General features: G+C 71.9%; 17 protein-coding genes. 11 read left to right on the forward strand and 6 right to left on the reverse strand.

What is annotated here, in order from left to right; translation table 11 throughout:
* Positions 1-33: 33 nt before the first annotated feature.
* From EDD27_RS04010 to EDD27_RS04025, 4 genes are all read right to left on the reverse strand, one after another.
* Complete coding sequence (locus tag EDD27_RS04010) at positions 34-1665, reverse strand: (2,3-dihydroxybenzoyl)adenylate synthase (protein ID WP_127931128.1); 1632 nt, start codon at positions 1663-1665, stop codon at positions 34-36.
* Entirely contained in the window at positions 1658-3691 is a 2034-nt protein-coding gene (locus tag EDD27_RS04015; RefSeq protein ID WP_127931129.1) for an acetate--CoA ligase family protein, read from the reverse strand. Before EDD27_RS04015 ends, EDD27_RS04010 begins: the two co-directional genes overlap by 8 nt.
* On the reverse strand, positions 3688-5223 hold the full coding sequence (locus tag EDD27_RS04020; protein ID WP_127931130.1) for an FAD-dependent monooxygenase: 1536 nt from the start codon (positions 5221-5223) through the stop codon (positions 3688-3690). The genes EDD27_RS04015 and EDD27_RS04020 overlap by 4 nt, the downstream gene beginning before the upstream one ends.
* Positions 5224-5294: 71 nt before the next feature.
* Positions 5295-6104 carry a PaaX family transcriptional regulator gene (locus EDD27_RS04025; RefSeq protein ID WP_127931131.1) on the reverse strand — a complete coding sequence of 270 codons (810 nt, stop codon included), beginning with the start codon at positions 6102-6104 and terminating at the stop codon, positions 5295-5297.
* 113 nt (positions 6105-6217) lie between these two features.
* Between EDD27_RS04025 and EDD27_RS04030 the strand changes: the two genes are divergently transcribed.
* Complete coding sequence (locus EDD27_RS04030) at positions 6218-6943, forward strand: alpha/beta fold hydrolase (protein ID WP_127931132.1); 726 nt, start codon at positions 6218-6220, stop codon at positions 6941-6943.
* Positions 6944-6992: 49 nt separating this feature from the next.
* Here EDD27_RS04030 and EDD27_RS04035 read toward each other — a convergent pair whose 3' ends face one another.
* Positions 6993-7952, reverse strand: coding sequence for an amidohydrolase family protein (locus EDD27_RS04035; protein WP_127931133.1), 960 nt, complete (start codon positions 7950-7952; stop codon positions 6993-6995).
* Positions 7953-8021: 69 nt separating this feature from the next.
* Here EDD27_RS04035 and mhpA point away from each other — a divergent pair, with 69 nt between their 5' ends.
* From mhpA to EDD27_RS04060, 5 genes are read left to right on the forward strand one after another with little or no spacing between them, the layout of a single operon-like run.
* Positions 8022-9629, forward strand: coding sequence for a bifunctional 3-(3-hydroxy-phenyl)propionate/3-hydroxycinnamic acid hydroxylase MhpA (mhpA, locus tag EDD27_RS04040; protein WP_127931134.1), 1608 nt, complete (start codon positions 8022-8024; stop codon positions 9627-9629).
* Between the two features lie 38 nt (positions 9630-9667).
* A complete protein-coding gene (locus EDD27_RS04045; protein WP_127931135.1) occupies positions 9668-10915 on the forward strand; it encodes an MFS transporter in 1248 nt (415 codons plus the stop codon).
* Entirely contained in the window at positions 10912-11967 is a 1056-nt protein-coding gene (locus tag EDD27_RS04050) for a maleylacetate reductase (RefSeq protein WP_127931136.1), read from the forward strand. The genes EDD27_RS04045 and EDD27_RS04050 overlap by 4 nt, the downstream gene beginning before the upstream one ends.
* Positions 11964-12845: an intradiol ring-cleavage dioxygenase gene (locus EDD27_RS04055; protein ID WP_206641231.1), complete on the forward strand. Its 882-nt coding sequence runs from the start codon at positions 11964-11966 to the stop codon at positions 12843-12845. The genes EDD27_RS04050 and EDD27_RS04055 overlap by 4 nt, the downstream gene beginning before the upstream one ends.
* Positions 12846-12885: 40 nt before the next feature.
* Entirely contained in the window at positions 12886-13749 is an 864-nt protein-coding gene (locus EDD27_RS04060; protein ID WP_206641232.1) for an IclR family transcriptional regulator, read from the forward strand.
* Between the two features lie 6 nt (positions 13750-13755).
* Here the strand turns inward: EDD27_RS04060 and EDD27_RS04065 are convergent, their stop codons facing one another.
* Positions 13756-15027: a serine hydrolase domain-containing protein gene (locus EDD27_RS04065; RefSeq protein WP_127931137.1), complete on the reverse strand. Its 1272-nt coding sequence runs from the start codon at positions 15025-15027 to the stop codon at positions 13756-13758.
* A 157-nt stretch (positions 15028-15184) separates the two neighbouring features.
* Here EDD27_RS04065 and EDD27_RS04070 point away from each other — a divergent pair, with 157 nt between their 5' ends.
* From EDD27_RS04070 to EDD27_RS04090, 5 genes are all read left to right on the forward strand, one after another.
* The gene (locus tag EDD27_RS04070; protein ID WP_127931138.1) at positions 15185-16225 is read left to right on the forward strand and encodes a LacI family DNA-binding transcriptional regulator; all 1041 of its coding nucleotides are present in this window, start codon (positions 15185-15187) and stop codon (positions 16223-16225) included.
* Positions 16226-16665: 440 nt separating this feature from the next.
* The gene (locus EDD27_RS04075; protein WP_127931139.1) at positions 16666-16866 is read left to right on the forward strand and encodes a hypothetical protein; all 201 of its coding nucleotides are present in this window, start codon (positions 16666-16668) and stop codon (positions 16864-16866) included.
* Positions 16867-16891: 25 nt separating this feature from the next.
* Positions 16892-17992 carry a Gfo/Idh/MocA family protein gene (locus tag EDD27_RS04080; protein WP_127931140.1) on the forward strand — a complete coding sequence of 367 codons (1101 nt, stop codon included), beginning with the start codon at positions 16892-16894 and terminating at the stop codon, positions 17990-17992.
* Positions 17989-18894 (forward strand): DUF6807 domain-containing protein, encoded by a 906-nt coding sequence (locus EDD27_RS04085; protein ID WP_241563856.1) that lies wholly within the window; start codon positions 17989-17991, stop codon positions 18892-18894. The genes EDD27_RS04080 and EDD27_RS04085 overlap by 4 nt, the downstream gene beginning before the upstream one ends.
* Positions 18891-19583: a cupin domain-containing protein gene (locus EDD27_RS04090; RefSeq protein ID WP_127931142.1), complete on the forward strand. Its 693-nt coding sequence runs from the start codon at positions 18891-18893 to the stop codon at positions 19581-19583. Before EDD27_RS04085 ends, EDD27_RS04090 begins: the two co-directional genes overlap by 4 nt.
* Positions 19584-19651 lie beyond the last annotated feature (68 nt).

The following is a 19651-nucleotide window of genomic DNA, read 5'->3' on the forward strand; positions in this document are numbered from 1 at the left end:
TCCACACGTCAAGAGTGATGCGCGACACAGGCCTCACTGGACGATGTCGCGCAGCGCCTTCTTGTCGATCTTTCCGATCTTGGTCAGCGGGAGTTCCTCCACGAGGACGAGGTGTTCGGGGAGTTTGTAGCGGGCGACCTCCATGCCGGCCAGGGCGTCCCGTATGCCTTCCAGGGTGAGCTGGTGCCCGGCTTCGGGGACGACGACGGCGCACACCCGCTCGCCCAGGTCGGGGTCGGGTTTGGCGACGGCGGCCACACGGGAGACCCCGGGGACGCGGTAGATGAGGTTCTCGACCTCCTCCGCGGAGATCTTCTCGCCGCCGCGGTTGATGAGGTCCTTGCTGCGGCCCTCGACGACGAGGTTGCCCGAGGGGTGCAGCCGTACGACGTCGCCGGTGCGGTACCAGCCGTCCGGCGTGAAGGAACGGGCGTTGTGGTCCTCGGCCCGGTAGTAGCCGCGCGGCGTGTACGGGCCGCGGGTCAGCAGGGCGCCCATCTCGCCCGGGGCCACGGGCTCGTCCGCCGCGTCGACGATGAGGATCTCGTCGTCGGGGCACATCGGGCGCCCCTGCGTGTAGATCTTGACGTCGTCGGGGTCGTCCAGGCGCGTGTAGTTGAGCAGCCCTTCGGCCATGCCGAACACCTGCTGGAGCGTGCAGCCGAGCAGGGGCTCCACGCGGCGGGCCACCTCGGGGGCGAGTCGGGCCCCGCCGACCTGGAGCAGGCGCAGGGATTCCGGCGCCGGATGGCGGCCGGCGGCGACCGCGTCGATCCAGCGTTGCGCGACGGCCGGCACCGCGGCCGCGGCCGTCACGCCCTCGGCCGCCATCAGCGGCAGCGCCTTGCCGGGTTCCGGGGTGCGCGCGAGGACGACCCGCCCGCCGTTCATGAGCGCGCCCAGGAGACCGGGGCAGGCGAGCGGGAAGTTATGGCCGGCGGGCAACGCCACCAGGTAGACGGTGTCCGGTCCGAAGCCGCAGACCTCGGCGCTGCGGCGGGCGTTGTACTCGTAGTCGTCGTGGGTGCGGGTGATGAGCTTGGGCAGTCCGGTGGTGCCGCCGGACAGGAGGAAGACGGCGACCTCGCCGCTGTCGGGCGCGAGCTCGTCGAGTGTGGCGCGGGCGGCGGCCGGGTCGTCCGCGGGCCGGGCGAGGGCGCGCAGGTCCGCGGCCTTCTCGTCCACGTCGGCGCCCGCGACCAGCAGCATCCTTACGCTCGGCGTGACCTCGGTGATCTCCCCGCCGAGCGCCTGGTGGTCGAAGCCGCCGATGCGGTCGGGGACGGCGATGGCCGTCACGCCGGCGTGCGCGGCGAGATAGCGCAGCTCGTGGCCGCGATGGGCGGGCAGCGCCATCACGGGGGCGATGCCGGCACGCAGGCAGGCCAACGTCAGCGTGACGAACTCCCAGCCGTTGGGCAACTGGACGAGCATCGTGTCGCCCGGGGCCAGTCCGGCCGCGAGGAGCCTGACGGCCAGCCCGTCCGCGTGCGAGGCCAGCTCGCGGTACGTCAGGCGGGTGTCGCCGTCGACGACGGCCACCGCGTCCCCGTACGTGTCGGCCCATTCGTGCAGGTAGTCCCCGAGCGGCCGGCCACGCCAGTACCCGGCCGCGCGGTAGCGGTCGGCCGTCTCCTCGGGCCAGGGGACGAATCCCTCACGCATCGTCGGATCCTCCTTGATCGTCACGCAGGAGCAGCACGGCGTCGAGCGCGACGACGTCGCCGTCGGGCAGGACCCGCAGGGGATTGATCTCGCACTCCGCCACGCCCGGGTCGGCGCCCAGGGACGAGAGGGCGAGCAGGACGTGGGCGAGCCTGGCCCGGTCCACCGGCGCCGCGCCGCGGGCACCCTGGAACAGGGCGCGGGTGGCGAGGTCGTCCAGCATCGCGTCGGCCTCGTTCGCCGTCAAGGGCGCCAGGCGCAGGGAGACGTCGCCGAGCGTCTCGGCTGCCGTTCCGCCCGCGCCCAGAGCGACGACCGGCCCGAAGACCGGATCCCGGCGCACGCCGGCGATCAGTTCGGGGCCTGCCGGAGCCATGTGCTCGACCAGCAGCGCCGGGCTCGCGGGCAGGCGGTCGAGCGCGGCGTCGAGGTCGTCGTGCGTGCGGACGCCGACCTGGACGCCGCCCACCTCGGTCTTGTGCAGCACACCCGGGTCGAGGATCTTCACCACGACCGGGCCGCCGAGCTCGTCGAGCGCGGCATGCGCGGCTTCCCGTCCGGCGCACACGCGGCGTACGGGGGTCCGGACACCGAAACCGGCCAGGACGTTCTTGGCGGTGTGCTCGTCGACCGGATCGGACAGCGCCAACGCGGGCCAGGTCGTGGAAACGATGTCCTCGCCGAGACGGCTGCGGTTGGCCGCGTCCTCCGCCAGGGCCCGCACCATGGTCGCGCCGGCGGCCGGCGTGGTGGCGCACGGGATTCCCGCCGCACCGAGCTCCGCGCGGGCTCGACGTGCCTGTTCCGGCGGGCCGCCGACCACGGCGACCAGCGGCGTGGCCGGGCGAGCGGCCTGCAACGCGGCGGGCAGGTCGAGGGCGGCGGGTTCCAGCAGTGCGTACACGGCCGTGACGTCGACGTCCGGATCCTCGGACACGTGCTCGATCACCTGGGTGAACGTGGGGGAGGGGCGGCCGGTGTCGACGGGGTTGCGCTGGTAGGTCAGGTCGGGCAGCACGTCGCCGAGCTCTTTGACGGTGCGCTCCGACAGCGGCGGGACCCGGACGCCGGCCGTGCGCAGGGCGTCGGTGAGCAACAGTCCGGGGCCGGCCTGCGCGGTGACCAGCCCGACGCCGGAGCCGGGCCGGGCGGGCAGGCGCACGCGGCCGAGCGCGGAGACGGCGTCGACGAGTTCGCGCTCGTCATCGACGAGAACCGCGCCCGCCTGACGCAGGGCCGCACGGGTGACCCGCCAGGAGGTGGCCAGCGCGCCGGTGTGGGAGCGGGCGAAGTCGCCGACGTCGCTGCGGCCGACGACCACGGCCACGACCGGGACCCGGTCCACCAGGCGGCGCACGGCGGCGGTCAGGCGGCGGCCGTCCGCCGCGGTCTCGACGTGCAGGGCGACCGCGCCGAGCCCGTCGTCGCCGCACAGGTGGTCAAGGACGTCCGCCTGCGTGACATCGACGCTGTTGCCGAGGCCGACACCGAGGCGGAGGCCCACCCCGGCGTCGGCGAGGGCGAACGCGAGAGCGTGGTTGACACCGCCGCTGGCGGCGACCACGGCGACGGGGCCCGCCTCGAGGTCTCTGGCGTCCGGGACGAAAGTGGCGGTCAGCGAGGCGTGCGGGGCGATGAAGCCAGAGGTGTTGGGACCGAGGAGACGGATGCCGGTGTCCCGCACCACCGCGCTCAGCGCCTGCTGGTGAGCCGTGCCTTCGGCGCCGGACTCGGCGAAGCCGCCGGCGCACACCAGCGCCGCCCGTGCCCCTGCGGCGGCGGCCGCACGCAGCGCGTCGGCGGTCATGGCGGCGGGAATGCAGGAGATCACCAGGTCAGGGGCGATGCCTTCGGCCGCGACCGCCGCGGCCACGGTCGGGAAGAATCTGCCCGGGTTGATCTTCATGACCGGGCCGGGGAAGCGGTCCAGGGAAGCGGTCATGGCCGTGCCGAGCTTGCCGGGGACGTCCGAAGCGCCCAGGATCGCGATGGAACGGGGCGCGAACAGCGGATCGAGGGCGTTCACTCGGCGACCCCCACGAGGTCGGCCCGGCCGGACAGGAGCAGCGTGGTCGCGGTGTCGTCGTCGTAGGGCCCGACGATCGCGGCCGGAAGACCATGAGCGAGTCGAGCCTCCTCGGCGACCAGCACCCGGGTCAGGGGAGTCCCGCCCCGCACGCCGACGAGCGAAGCGCCCACGCTCGCGCGGACTTGGGCGAGGACCTGCGGCAGATCGGCTTCGCTGTCCGGAGCGTCGATCCACACGCCCGACGCGGACGACAGGCCGGTGAAGGGGGCCATCGGGATCTCGGTGCCGTCGTCGCCCACGAGAGCGGCGCCGGTCGCGGTCACCCTGCGGCCGGGCAGGCCGCGGAAGGGGGTGTCCAGCGGGGGAGCGCCGTGCCGCTCGCGCCACCATCGGTCGACGCGCTCGGCGTAGTGACGGTCCCGCACGGCGAGCTTGGCCCGCGGGATGGAGCGGGTCAGGAAGTGGAAGGCGAACTGCACGGGGTCGTCGAAGGAGCGGACGTACCGGCCGAAGTGCTCCCACCATGACAGGCTGGGCCGCGCGGAGTTCTGGATCTTCTCCACCTGGGGGCGGCGGCGCCGTTCATAGAGCTCCAGGGCGGCGGGGACGTCGTGCGGGGTCTCGGCCAGGGCCTGGGCGAGGGCGACGGCGTCCTCCATCGCCATCTTGGTGCCCGATCCCACGGAGAAGTGCGCCGTGTGAGCGGCGTCGCCGAGCAGCGCCCAGTTGCCGCGCCGCCACGACCGTGCCTTGCGAGTGGCGAAGTTCGCCCACCGGGAGTTGTTGCCCACAAGGAGGTGACCGTCGAGCTGGTCGTGGAAGAGCCGCTCCAGGTAGGCCTTGGTCTTCTCGTCGCTCACCCCGGGCGGCGTCGCCGGGTCGAACGCGTCCAGCCCGGCCGCGGCCCACGACGAGGCGTCGGTCTCCACGATGAAGGTGCTGAGCGAGTCGCTGATGGGATAGGCGTGCGCGGCGAACACCCCGTGCGGGCCGTCCTCGTGGACGAACGTCAGACCGTCGAACATGTACGTCGTGCCGAACCAGATGAACTTGGCGGCCGCGACCTCCGCCGCGGGCCCGAAGTCGTCGGCGAAGATCTGCCGGAACCGGCTGTTGGCTCCGTCGCAGGCGACCACCAGGTCGAAACCGTCCAGCTCGGCCGGATCGTTGATCTCGTGCTGGAAACGCATGGTCACGCCCTCGGCCCGGGCCCGCTCCTGAAGCAGGGTGAGCAGGGTCTTGCGGACCACCGCGGCCATGCCCATGCCGCCGACGCGCTCCCGCGCGCCGTGCACCCGCACCTCGATCTCGTCCCAGTGCCGGCCGTGCTTCTCCAGCGCCTCGCTGAGCACGGGGTCGGCGGCGTCGATCGCACCCAGCGTGGCATCGGAGAAGACCACCCCGAACCCGAACGTGTCATCGGGGCGGTTGCGCTCGAAGACCACGACCTCCGACTCCGGCCGGTCCCGCTTGATCAGCGTGGCGAGGAACAGCCCGCCGGGACCGCCGCCCACGCACGCGACCCTCATCGTGTTTCCTTCACTCTCACGACCGCCAAAATATGTCATCTTTGCCACCGTCGTCTAGAAAGTGACACGAATCAGCTTGCCGTGGGGTCGGCGACCAGGCGGTCGACGTACGCCTCGGCCTCGCTCCGCAGCAGGCCGTGGGCCTCCAGGAACAGCTCATGGGCGGCCCGGCCGCTCCAGCCCTCGGGCAGCAGCTCGGGCGGCAGGTCGGGATCGCGGAAGGGGAACTTGCGGTAGTCGTGGATCAGCCGCATGCGCTCGACGAGCGCCTCCCGGCCGCGCACCTCGCCGGCGCGATAGCGGGCCAGCCGGGGGCGGTAGTGGTCGAGCAGCGCGCGATAGTCCTTGTCCAGCCCGTCCAGGTCCCACGACCTGGACGCCATCTCCCGGTCGGCCGCGGCCCCTTCCGAGCGGGCGCGCAGCACGTCGAGCCGGATCGCGGGATGGTCGGCGAAGTCGGCCCTGACCTGCTTGATGCGGTCGTGGGGGCTGATCCACACCGATGCCGACAACATGCCGAACCCGAGCCAGGACAGCCGCTTGCGCAGTTGCTCGCGCAGGGTCCGCTCGGTCTCCGGCACCGAGTAGATGACCATGTGCCACTGGCCGTCCCACGGTCCCTGCTCGCGGGCGAAGATGCGCGCCCTGCCGTCGTCGAGCAGCCGCCAGGCGGCGCCGGTGAGGACATAGCTGGTCTCCCTGCCCTCGCGACGGCCCTCCAGCCAGCCTTCCTTGCGCATCCGCGCGACCACCACGCGCACCGTCGCCTCGGGCACGTCGAAGCACCCCATGAGCGCCACCAGGCCGCGCAGCCGGACCTCTCCTCCGCGATAGCGCAGATAGTCCCCGAACACATCGAAGACCAGAGACCGTGGCTTCACTCGCGCCTCCCGATGACTTGTTTCAACTCATTGACGATCGTCTCACACTTGGCCCATATTGCAATAAGTCCGCCATGTTCGGTGGCGGGGCCGCCACGTCACGAGGAGACGCCATGGCAGAGACTTTCGTCCTCATCACCGGTGCCTGTCACGGGGGCTGGACCTGGCGGCTGGTCGCCCAGCACCTGCGTGCCGCCGGGCACCGCGTCCTGGCTCCTACCCTCCCAGGCCTGGCCGACGGCGACCACCCCGAGCGGTACAGCCTGGCCGAGGTCAGCGACTTCATCGTCGACCTCGTCGAGGGCGCCGACCTGAGTGACGTCACCCTCGTCGGGCACAGCTGGGGCGGCTACCCGCTCACCGGCGCCGCCCACCGGCTCGCGCCCCGGCTGCGCAAGCTCGTCTACTGGGGTGCGTTCGTCCCGGCGGAGGACACGCCTTTGCTGGAGGAGGTCCCTCCGCACTACGCCGAGATGTTCACCCAGCTCGCGGCGGCGTCCGGCAACAACAGCATCGTCTTCCCCTACGAGGTGTTCTGCGCCGCGTTCATGCAGGACGCCGACGAGTCGACGCAACGCCTGATCCACAGCTTGCTGGTGCCCCAGCCGATGCGGTACTTCACCGAGACCGTCACCCCGGTGGACCCGGCGGCGCTCGGCCTGCCGGCCAGCTACGTGATCGGATCCGAGGACTTCGCCCTGCCGCCCGGCGACCTCGGCTGGACACCCCGCTTCCCGCAGCGCCTCGGAGCCGGCACTCCCGTCATCGAGCATCCGGGCAGCCATGAAGCCCAGTTCACCCGCCCGGCCGAGCTCGCCGCCGCCCTGCTCAAGGCCTGACGGCGGCGGTGCGTGCCCCGGCCCTTCGCGGAGCCGGGGCGAATGGCCGTCAGAGCTTGAGCAGGGCCTCGGCGTTCTGGTAGCTGATCTTCGCCCGGTCGGCCTCGCTGATGGGGGCGTTGTCGAGGAACACGGCGGCCTCGACGATGTCCTCGAAGGGGTAGTCGGAGCCGAACAGGATGTGGTCGGCGCCGAGGGCCAGCAGGGCGCACAGCAGCGGCGGCGCCGAGCAGACGCCACTCGTGGTGATGTAGAGGTTGCGGCGCAGGTACGCCGAGGGGTTGCCCAGCTTCAGCTCGATGCCGTGGTGGTTGTGGAAGCCCCAGCGCGAGTCGAGGCGCCACAACACGTACGGCAGTCCTTCGCCCATGTGTCCCAGCAGCAGCTTCGCGTTGGGGAAGTCGTCGAAGACACCGCCGAAGACCAGGCGCAGCGCGTGCGCGGCGGTGTCGGTGCCCCAGCTCCACATGGGGCCGATGAGCTCGGGGTGGTCCGACAACACGTGCGGAACGTCGAAGCCGTTGGCCGGGTGCAGGTACAGCGGCACGTCGAGCCCCTCGGCGTACTCCCACACGACCCGCAGCGAGGGATGATCCAGATAGCGGCCCTGGGTGTGCGCGTTGACCAGCGCACCGCGCATGCCGAGCTGGGTGACGGCGCGCTCCAGCTCCTTGGCGGCCGCCTGCGGGTCCTGCAGCGGCAGCGCCGCGAAGCCGGCGAAGCGGGTCGGGTGCTCGGCGATGACGCCGGCGTGGAAGTCGTTCACCGCCGCCGCCCGCGCCACGGCGACCGCCGGGTCCGGCTCGGCCTGGATGCCTGGCGAGTTGAGCGAGAGCACCTGGACGTCGACGCCTGCCGCGTCCATCGCCGCCAGGCGCTCCTCCGTGAGGTCCAGCAGCCGCCGCGAGGCCTCCCGCCACGCGTCGGGGCGGGCGACCGTGGCCGTCCCGGCGCCGTAGCCGACGAGGTCCTCCGTGACGAAGTGCTCCTCCAGGCCGATCTTGCGCATGTCCGTACCCCTCTGTCTGTTTCACCAATATGCATTGACTTCATTAATAGTGGAAAGTACGGTGACCGCATGTCAAGCTCACAACACGGTTCCCCCACGGTGATGGGAGAGTGCGATGTCGCCGTAGTGGGGTACGGGCCGGTCGGAATGGCCACGGCGGCCCTGCTGGCCCAGGCGGGGCATCGCGTGATCGTCTTGGAGCGGTACGCCGGCCTGTACAACCTGCCCCGCGCCGCGATCTTCGACGACGAGACGATGCGGACGCTGGACAAGCTCGGCGTGGCCCAGGAGTTGCTGCCGAAGGTGCGTGTGCAGCGCAACTACGAGTGGTGCGACGCCGACGGCGAGGTTCTCATAGAGGTCGACTACGCCGAAGTGGGCCGCAGCGGCTGGGCAGAGTGGTACATGATGTACCAGCCCGATCTCGAGGACGCCCTCGATCGTGTGTGCCGGAGTTTCCCCCAGGTGGCGGTCAGGCACGCGAACCGGGTGACCGCGCTGGAGCAGACCGCGTCCGGCGTCGTGCTCACCGTCGACGGCCCCGGCGGCCCCGGCACCGTGACCGCGCGTTACGTCGTGGCGTGCGACGGCGGCAACAGCTTCGTCCGTCAGTCGCTCGGCATCGGCCAGGACGACTACGGATTCTCCGAGCCGTGGATGGTCTGCGACTTCCGCCTGCGCCGGCCGGTCGAGGTGCCGCCGGCGCGCCAGGTCGGCGATCCCCGGCAGCCGACGTCGATCATCTCGCTCGGGCCGTCGCACCACCGGTTCAGCTTCATGCTCGACTCGGAGGCGGACTTCGCGGTCCAGCGGGCTCCCGAGCTGGTCTGGGCCAGGGTCGCGGCCTACCTCGGCCCGGAGGACGCCGACCTCATCAGGGTCGCGACGTACACCTTCCGCTCGCTGATCGCGCACCGGTGGCGGATCGGGCGGATCACGCTCGCCGGGGACGCCGCGCACCAGATGCCGCCCTTCCTCGGGCAGGGCATGTGCTCGGGCATCAGGGACGCCCAGAACCTCGCCTTCAAGCTGGACCTGATCCTGACCGGGCGGGCGGAGGAGGACCTCCTCGACAGTTACCAGCCCGAGCGGGAGCCGCACGTACGCGCGGTCGTCGAGAAGGGAATCGAGCTCGGCCGGCTGCAGACCATCCGCGACCCCGAAGCCGCCGCCGCCCGCAACAGGGAGTTGCTCGCCCGGCGGGCCGCGCGACAGGAGCAGGAGAAGATCCGCTTCCCCGGTCTGGCGACGGGCTTCCTGGCGAAGGAGCCGGCGGCCGGGCGGGGCGAGCTGTCGGTCCACGGCGTGGTGGACGACGGGGTTCGCCGCGGACGCCTCGACCAGATCGTCGGCCACGGGTTCCACCTGCTGGTGACCGAAGCGGTGCGCCGGGACCTCGGCCGCGACGGCCTCGTCACCGCGCTGGAGGCCGCCGGCGTCCGTGTCGCCGCGCTGGCCTGGCAGCCTCCCACCAGCGGCGATGTCCTGGTCGACGTGGACGGCACCTACCATGAGTGGTTCACCGAGCATGGCTGCTCCGCCGTCGCCGTCCGTCCCGACTTCTATGTCTTCGGCACCGCCCGCGACGCCGCGGCGGCCCGGACTCTCGCCTGCGAGCTTCTCGCGGCCCTCGGCACCGGCGCGACCGTACCCGCCGGCGCGTCCCACAGCCTCTGAACTCCGAACACCCCCTGCGAAACACGGCTGGAGCGGCCATGCACACCAACCCCACCACCGCCCGACGACCACTTTCCGAGAAGACCATGCTCATCGTGGTCGCGATCTTCGCGGCCCTGGAGGGTTACGACCTCGCCTGCTACGGCGTCACCGTGCCCTCGATGCTCGCCGACCGCAGTATGGGCGGCGACGCGGCGACGGCGGGCACGGTCGGATCCCTGGTGGCCGTCGGCATGATGATCGGCGCCGCCCTCGCCGGCGCGGCGATCAGCCGCCTCGGCCCGCGGCGGCTGCTGCTGACCGGCGCCGGAGCGTTCTCCGCCGGCATGCTCGCCTGCGCCGTGGCGCCCGGCTTCGCCGTGTTCGGCGCGGCGCGCCTGCTCGTGGGCGTCGGGCTCGGCGTGGTGCTGCCGACCCTGACCGCGTACGTGGCCGACCTCTCCGACCCGGGACGGCGCAGCCGCAACGTCGGGCTCATGATGTCCGGCTACGCCTTCGGCGCGCTGCTCGCCCCGCTGCTCGGCGCGGCGCTGCTGCCGCACGCGTCGTGGCACTGGATCTACGTCATCGGCGCCGCGCCCGCGCTGGTGCTGCTGCCGATCGCGGCACGGATCCTCCCGGAGAGCCCCGTCCACGCCGACCGCGGCGCCCGGCCCGCCGCCCGCAACGACCTGTTCGGCCTGAAGCCTCTGCTCGCCCCCGGCACGCGCACGGTGACCCTGCTGTTCTGGATCGCGTCGTTCTGCGGGCTGCTGCTGGTCTTCGGCATCAGCACCTGGCTGCCCACCATCATGCGGAACAGCGGCTACTCGCTCGGCTCCGCGCTGTTGCAGACCGCCGCGATGTGGGTGGGCGCGGGGCTCGGCATGATCGCCGGAGGGCGCATCGCCGACGGGATCGGGATCAAGCCGGTCGTGTCCACGGCCTTCCTCGTCGGCTCGATCAGCCTCATCGCGATGAGCGCGCGGCCCGCGATCGTGCTGTTGTTCCTGCTGATGTTCGTCAGCGGGCTGGGGTTCATCGGCTCGCAGGTGATGACCAACGCCTTCATCGTCAACCGCTATCCCGAGGCCGTCCGCGGGGCCGGGATCGGCTGGGCGTTGTCGGTGGGACGGCTCGGCGCCATCCTCGGGCCCTCCATGGGCGGCTGGATCCTGTCCTCCCAGCTCGGCGTGGAGTGGAACTTCTACCTCTTCGCCATCCCCGGCCTGATCGGCGCGACGGCGGCCGCCCTCGTCCCGGTGGCCCGCGCCGCCCGGCACGCGGTGCCGGAAGGTGCCGGATGAGGCGCTTCACGTACGAGACCTTCGCGGCCCGGGTGGTCTTCGGCGCCGGATGCGCGCAGAGCTCCCTGGCCGCGGAGGTCGAGCGCCTCGGCGCGCGTCGCCCGCTGATCGTGACCACGCCGCGCACCGCCCCGCTCGCCACGACGCTGGCCGGGCCGCTGCCCGTGGCCGGCCTCTTCGACGGCGTACGCCCGCACGTGCCGGTGGAGACGGTGGACCAGGCCGTCGAGCTGGCCGCGCGGACCGGCGCGGACGCGGTGCTGAGCGTCGGCGGCGGCTCCACGACGGGCACGGCCAAGGCGATCGCGCTCCGCACGTCGCTGCCCATCGCGGCCGTGCCGACCACGTACGCCGGCTCCGAGGTGACCCCCGTCTGGGGCACGACCGAGGGCGCACGCAAGACCACCGGCCGATCACGACTGGTCGTGCCGAAGACCGTGCTGTACGACCCGGACCTGACCGCGACCCTGCCGGCGGCGATGACGGCCGCCAGCGCGATGAACGCGATGGCGCACTGCGTCGAGGCGTTCTACGCGCCCGGCGCGAACCCGGTCACCGACCTCGTCGCCGCCGAGGGCGTCCGGACGATCGCCGACGCGCTGCCCGCCGTCATGGCGCGCCCCGACGACGCGGCCGGGCGCGCCGGACTGCTGTACGGGGCCTACCTGGCCGGGTCCGCGTTCGGCGCCGCCGGGTCCGGGCTGCATCACAAGATCTGCCACGTGCTGGGCGGCGCGTTCGGCCTGCCGCACGCAGAGACCCACACGGTGGTGCTCCCGTACGTGGCGGCCTTCAACGCGCCGGCGGTGCCCGCCCTGCGGACGCGAGTGGCTCCGGCCCTCGGCTCCGACGACGTCGCCCGCGGACTGACCTCGCTCGCGGCCCGGATCGGCGTCCCGGTATCGCTGGCCCAGATCGGGCTGGCGGAGGACGATTTGGACACAGCCGTACGACTCGTGCTGGAGAAGGATTTCGGCGACAACCCGCGGCCCGTGGGCGAGCCCGAGGTACGGGGGATCCTGACCGCCGCGCTGCGAGGAGAAACAGTATGACCACTCAGCCGATGCCCACGGCCGACCGGGCGCTCACCGATCGTGTGCTGGCCAGCTTCGACGCGGCCCCCTCCGCCCGGCTCCGTGAGGTCATGCACAGCCTGGTCGCGCACCTGCACGCCTTCGCCTCGGACGTGCGGCTCACCGAGGAGGAGTGGGCCGCCGCGGTCTCGTTCCTCACCCGGGCGGGGCAGATCAGCGACGACCGGCGGCAGGAGCTGATCCTGCTCTCCGATGTGCTGGGGCTGTCGATGCTGGTCATCGGCATCAACCATCCGGCGACCGAGACCGCGACCGCCTCCACCGTGGTCGGGCCGTTCTTCGTCGAGGACGCACCCGAGTTCGCGGGCGGCGACGACATCTCCGGTGGCGCCGGAGGAGAGCTGTGCTTCTACTCCGGTCGGGTGCTCTCGGCGACGGGCACGCCGATCCCCGGGGCGCGGATCGAGGTCTGGCACTCCGACGACGAGGGCAACTACGACGTGCAGTACGCCCAGCTCGACGGGGCCCAGGGCCGGGGCCGCCTGCGCTCCGACGCCGACGGCCGTTACTGGTTCTCCTCCGTGCTGCCGGTGCCGTACCCGATCCCGCACGACGGGCCTGTCGGGCAGCTGCTGGCCGCCGCCAAGCGCGACTCCATGCGGCCCGCCCACGTGCACTTCCAGATCAGCGCTCCGGGATTCGCGACGCTCACCACCCACGTGTTCGTGGCCGGGGATCCGTACCTCGGCTCCGACGCCGTCTTCGGGGAGAAGGACTCGCTGGTACGTGACTTCGTCCGGCACGACGCCGGCCTCGCCCCCGACGGCCGGGTGCTCGACACCGCCTTCTTCACGATGGACTTCGACTTCGTGCTGGACGTCGCCGACTCCGTATAGTTTCGGCGATACGCAGACGAGATTCGCGGGGGCGGGCAAGGTGAATGACCTACAGCATGCCGGTGACGAGGACCGGTCGCCGGCCGCGTCCCGTCAGGGCATCCAGTCGGTCGAGATCGCGATGACCGTGCTGCTGGCCCTGGAGCAGAGCGCGGGACCGGCGAGCCTGACGCAGATCGCGGCGCTCAGCGGCATGCAGCCCAGCAAGGCGCACCGTTACCTGGTGAGCCTGGGCCGGGCCGGGCTGGTCTCCCAGTCGCCGAGCTCAGGCCTGTACGACCTGGGCCCGGCGATGCGGCGGCTCGGCGCCGAAGCGCTCCGCAGGATGGACGAGGTGGCCCTGGCCTCCGAATATCTGCCGGGCCTGCGCGACCGCACCAAGCACGCGATCAACCTGGCCGTGTGGGGCGACCACGGCCCGGTGATCGTCCGCTGGGACTACGGCTCGCACGTCCTTCCCATCACCGTGCGTGTGGGCGCGACGCTGCCGATGCTGTCCTCCTCGATCGGCCGTGTCTACCTGACCCATCTGCCCCGGACGCTGACCGACCCGGTCATCGCGGCCCAGGACGCCACCGCCGACCAGCGTTTCACCGATGAGGAGATCGAGCGCATCAAGGCCGACGTACGCCACAACGGCTTCGCCGTCACCTCCGGCGGCGTGATCCCCGGAGTCACCTCCGTGGCCGCACCCGTGTTCACCACCGGCGAGGCGTTGCCCCTGGCGGTCGCGATCGTCCTGCCCGCCCGGCTCGCGACGGACGACGTCCTGCGAGCCGTGTCGGCGGAGCTGCTCAATACCACCGGCGCGATGTCGGCCCAGCTCGGGCACCAGGGCGCCGCCACGCCAGAGGACCGGCCGTCCACCAGCAAGCCCGCCCGCCCCCCGCGTAACCGCCGCTGAGCCAGATCAACGTTTGACGGACAGCCGATCCACCGGCACCGGCACGAACGGCGTCGCAGCGGCCTTCGCGGTCGCCGTGTCCGGCCCGCACAACGCCAGCAGGAAATGAGCGCCCATCGCGTGGTCGATCGGGCCGAACACGATGGCGCCGTTCTCGTCGATGGTCTGGTGCTTGGTGCGGTTGACCCCGAAGGACATCTGGCGGACGCCGTCCGGGCTGGACATCGACTGCGTCTCCATGCCCCAGACGCCGCCGCTGTGCCCCCAGAACCGGCCGCACGGCAGGTCCATCGCGTAGATTCCGAGGCCGTAGTCGATCGGGGCGCCGCCCGCCAGCACGGTGACCGTCTTCTGCATCTCGGCGAGCTGCGCCGCGCCGACCAGCTCGCCGCGCAGCAGCGCCCGGTAGAAGCGGTTGAGATCGTCCATCGTGGCCGTGACGGCCCCCGCCGCGCCGCCCCACGACATGTCGTAGACGCTGTAGTCGCGCGGTGGGTCGATCAACCCGAACATCGACTCGTACGCCTTCGAGTGCGGCCCGGGGATGCGCGGCGTACGCGGGAACGACGTGTGCCGCAGACCCGCCTTGCGGATCACGTTGCGGGTGATGTAGTCCTCGGCGTCCGTGCCGGTCACCTTCTCCAGCAGCAGGCCCGCGAGGATGTAGTTGGTGTTGGAGTACGACCCGGGCGCCACCCCCGGCTCGCCGGTCGGGGTGCCGTCCAGCCCCAGCTTGACCAGCTCTTCCGGGGCGAACGTGCGGAACCGGTTGTCGTCCAGGCTCTTGGGCGAGCCCTCCAGCAGCGAGGGGAACGCCGGGCCGATGTAGTCGGCGATGTGGCTGGTGTGGTTGAGCAGCATCCGCACGGTGATCTTCTGGCCGCGCTCGCCGGGGACCAGGTCCGGCAGGTAGCGGCCCACCGGGGCGTCCAGCTCGACGGCGCCGCGCTCCACCTGCTGGAGGATCGCCACCGCCGTGAAGGTCTTGGTGATGCTGCCGACCCGGTGGACCATGTCCGGCCGCACCGGGCGGCGCGTGTCGACGTCGGCCACACCGGAGGCCCCCCGCCACGTCCGGCTCCCGTCGCGGACGTGCGAGTACATGCCGTACATGCCGGCCTCGTGCACGGCGTCCAACGACTGTTGGAGCGCCCGCCGGTCGAGCCCTTCGGGGGTCGCGGCGGCGGGGGCCGCGAGGGTTCCGGCCGCGAGCAGCGCGCTCGTCGCGGTCGCGACGGCCATCCGCCTGCCGCTCTGAGTGAATCGGCGAGAGATCATGGCCTCATCATGATCCAAAGGGGGACACGGGGTTAGTCCGCTATGTCACCGGCTCGATATGACAAGGGTCATGCCTGCTCCGTGAGTCGATGAAGGCCGGCACACCCCGGGGTACTCTTCTTGACCGACCCGTACGCCTCGGAAAAGGACACCGCCCATGCCCCACGCGGCGCGACCCACGGTCACGCTGCACGACGTGGCAGCGGCGGCCGGCGTCTCGGTCGCCACCGCGTCCCGGGTCCTGGGCGGCAGCACCAGGAAGGTGGCGCCCGAGTACGAGGCCCGTGTGCTGGCCGCGGCCGCGGCCCTGCGGTACACGGTGGACGCCTCGGCCAGGGCGATGCGGCGGGCGAGCGACTCGATCGCGCTCGTGGCCGACGACCTCACGACGCCGTCCATGGGCATGGTCGTGGCCGCGATGGAACGCGAGGCCCGCGCCGGCGGGGCCTTCGTCACCGTGTCCGCCACCATGGGGGCGCACGAACGGCAACTGGAGACCGTCCGCCTGCTGCGGGCCCTGCGCCCGCGCGCGCTCGTGCTGACCTCCAGCCGGTTCGTGGCGAACGCGCTCGGCGGGCGGCTGTTCAAGGAACTGGCCGCGTACGAGAAAGAGGGCGGCCGGGTGGTGATCGTCGGCGAGACGGACATGGCCTTCGACGCGATCGGCTTCGACGACTACGGCGCCGGGCGGTCGGCGGGCGCTTTTCTCGCCGAAACGGGGCACCGGCGCGTGGCCGTCTTCGCGGGCGTCAGGGAGCTGCGCACCGTGTCCGACCGTACGGCCGGATTCGTCGACGGATTGCGGGCCGGAGGCGTTGACGAGCGGGATATCCGGATCGTTTCCTGCGAAGTCAGCCGGCAGGGTGGATTCGACGCGGCGCGGCGGCTGGCGGAGGCGGGAATGGACGGCCGGCAGGCGGTTCTCGCGGTCAACGACATCGTCGCCATCGGCGCGATGTCGGGTTTCCGGGCGGCCGGGATAAACGTTCCCGAGGACGTTTCCGTGACCGGGATCGACGATATTCCGCTCGCCGGAGACGTGACGCCGCGATTGACCACGGTCGCGCTTCCGCTGGCCCACGCCGGAGCGGAGGCCATTCGTTTCGCGCTCGCCGAAGCGGGGGGCGAGCCGCGACGGCTGATCGTCGAGGGACGCCTGATCGTCCGCGACAGCACCCGTCCGCGTCAGGCGCAGTAGCGGCGTCCGCGCCTCTCCCGGCCTCGTCCGACGCGGCGATGACGACGTTCCGCCGGCGCTGGATTTCGCCGCCGGTTGCATCCCCGGAGTATTACGGTCCGTGACGAACGCCGGTCTCGCGTCCGGCCGGGGCCCCGGCTGCCACCTGGGGCGGGACGACCGCGCCCAGCCGGGTGGAGGACCCCGCGGACTGGCCCGATGGCGCGCCCCCGACCCCGCCGACACCCCACCGGCGACGTATCGCAGCAGGTCACGGCGGCATAACGGCTGGCTGTGTGATCACTCACACCCCGTGACGAACGCCGCGATCACCATCCCCATGGTCCTCCGATAACCGCTCTTGACGCTCGGGTTGCGGGCATGCAAACTGCGGAATACGTTTTCCCGCCACAGTACGGCGGTGACTGGAGGTTACTGATGATCGCGTCGAGGAGGCCCGCTTGAGCACACTCGGCGAACCCGGCCGAGGCTGGACACGGTCAAGGTCGGCACCGCCCCCCCGGGTCACTCCCGACGGGGCCAGTAACCCCGAGGCGATCATCAAGCGGCACACTGAAGAGGTGTTGTTCGACCGGCAGACGCCGGAACAGGCCGCCAAGTCGTTCATCAGGGAGCTCCAGGGCGAGATCGACGGCGCCTGACCCCTTTCAACCAGGAGTAATCAACTTGTCTCAACGGAAGTACCGGGCCGCCATCGTCGGCACCGGTGCGATCGCCACCGCCCACGCCCGCGCCATCGCCGCCTCCGGTGGCAGGGCGACGCTCGCCGCCGTGGCCGACGTGGACCTCGGCCGGGCCAAGACGTTCGCGGAGACGTGGAACGTCCCCGGCACCCACGCGAGCCTGACCGACCTGCTACGGGAGGAGCAGGTGGACCTGGTCCACCTGTGCACCCCGCCGCAGCTGCACGCGCCGCAGGCCGTCGAGTGCCTGGAGGCCGGGGCGACGCCGCTGATCGAGAAGCCGCCGACGCTGTCGCTGGGCGAGTTCGACACGCTGATCGAGGCCGAGAGCCGCTCGACGGCGCACGTCGCGACCGTCCTGCAGCACCGCTTCGGCACGGGCGCCATCCGCCTGCGCCGCCTGCAGGAGGCGGGCGAGCTGGGCCGCCCGCTGCTGGCCACCTGCGCCACCCAGTGGTACCGGGACGCGGCCTACTACGCGGTCCCATGGCGCGGCACCTGGGAGTCCGAGGGCGGCGGCCCGACCATGGGGCACGGCATCCACCAGTTCGACCTGCTGTTCTCGATCCTCGGCCCGTGGCGGGAGGTCACCGCGATGGCCGCCCGCCGGGCCCGCGACGTGGACACCGAGGACGTGTCGATGGCGCTGGTGACGTTCGAGAGCGGCGCGGTGGCCAGCATCGTCAACTCGGTGGTGTCGCCGCGCCAGACCTCCCAGCTCAGGTTCGACTACGAGCACGCCACCGTCGAGGTCGACCACCTGTACGGCTACACCGACGACGACTGGACGATCACCCCCGCGCCCGGCCACGAGAACGTGTCGCAGCTGTGGGCGCAGGGGCACAGCACGGAGACCAGCGGACACGACGGCTGGCTCGCCGCCGTGCTCGACGCCCTCGACCAGGGCCAGGCGCCGCCGGTGACCGCCGCGGACGCCAGGCGGACGATGGAGTTCATCGCCGCCCTGTACGCCTCCGCCTTCACCGGCGAGCGCGTACGAAGTGGACAGATCACTGCCGACAGCCCGTTCGCCACGACGATGGAGGGCACGGGCGCCCCATGGGAAAAGGTGAGGAACAAGTGACTCTGCAGGCCAACCACGCGCTCGGCCGGTCGGTCACCGTCACGGCGGGCGACGTCGAGCTGTTCAGCTACGTCTACCGCCCGGACACGCCGGTGCTGGAGTCGCCGAAGCCGTACCTGCACCCGATCCGCACCGTCGGCGGCGCGCTGGTGTCGCTGTTCCGGCCGCACGACCACGTGTGGCACAAGGGCATCGCCTGGTCGCTGCCGCACGTGGGCGAGCACAACTTCTGGGGCGGGCCGACGTACGTGCACGGCAAGTCCTACGTGCAGGTCGAGAACAACGGCAGCGCCACGCACCGCGAGATGACCACGCTGACCGCCGAGGACAAGCGGGTCGAGATCGGGCACACGCTCGACTGGACCTCCCAGGCCGGCGCCCCGGTCATCGAGGAGCAGCGGTCCCTGGCCGCCACCGTGCTGGACGAGGCGACGTGGGCGCTGGTGTTCGACACGACGATGACGAACGTGTCGGGCGGCACCCTCCACTTCGGCTCCCCGACCACCAAGGGCCGCGAGAACGCCGGGTACGGCGGCCTGTTCTGGCGCGGCCCCCGGTCGTTCACCGGCGGGATCATCCAGTCGCCGGCCGGCGCGGGCGGCGACGAGCTGCGCGGCACGCGGGCCGAGTGGTTCGGCTTCCGCGGCAGGCACGACGAGACCGGCGAGCACTCGACGATCGTCATGGTCGACGACGCCGCCAACCCGCAGCATCCGCCGCAGTGGTTCGCCCGCAGCGAGGACTTCGCGTGCCTGTGCCCGGCGCCGTTCTTCAGCGAGGAGGTGCCGCTGCCGGACGGCGAGACGCTGCGTTTCCGGTACGCCGTCGTGATCGCCGACGGCGACCGCGGCGAGGACGGCACGGCGCTGCTGGCCAAGCAGGGACGGGCGGCGCTGGCATGACATTCCCCGGCGGCACCTCGATCAGCCGGCTGACGGTCTACACGGGCGCGTGCGCCGACGGCCTGGAAGGCGGCACGCCACACGTGCACATCGCCTCCACCGAGGCGTACGTCGTCGTCGGCGGGCGCGGCGCGTTGCAGACCCTCGATGCGGGCGGCCTCAAGGAGACCGAGCTCAGCGCCGGCTCGACCGTGTGGTTCACGCCGGGGACCATCCATCGCGCGATCAACCGGGGCGGCCTCGAAGTGCTGGTCGTCATGTCGAACGCCGGCCTGCCCGAGGCCGGCGACGCGGTCATGACGTTCCCGCCGGAGATCGTGGCCGACCCCGAGCGTTACCGCGAGGCCGCCACCCTGCCGGCCGACGGCGTGGAGGAGGCCGTCGCCCGGCGGCGGGAGCTGGCCGTGGAGGGCTTCCTGCGCCTCGCCGACGGGGGCACGGACGCGCTCCGGCGTTTCTACGACAGCGCCGTCGCCCTCGTCCGGCCCAAGGTCGCGGGCTGGCGGGAGATCTGGGAACGCACGGTCGCCCAGGAGACCCGCCGCACCGGGGAGATCCTCGACGCCCTCGCCGGCGGCGACGGCTCGCACCTGCTGCGGTCCGCGCTGATGGAGAGCCCGCCGCAGCAGCGGTGGGGCATGTGCGGCCACCTGCGCGCCCACGACGTCGCCAACCCGATCGTCCACTGAACCATCCCGACCCGGACAACACCCCCCACTAGGAGCGCGGCGATGCCATGTGACGCTGCCTTTGTCCG

The sequence above is a fragment of the Nonomuraea polychroma genome, assembly GCF_004011505.1.
GTDB lineage: Bacteria > Actinomycetota > Actinomycetes > Streptosporangiales > Streptosporangiaceae > Nonomuraea > Nonomuraea polychroma.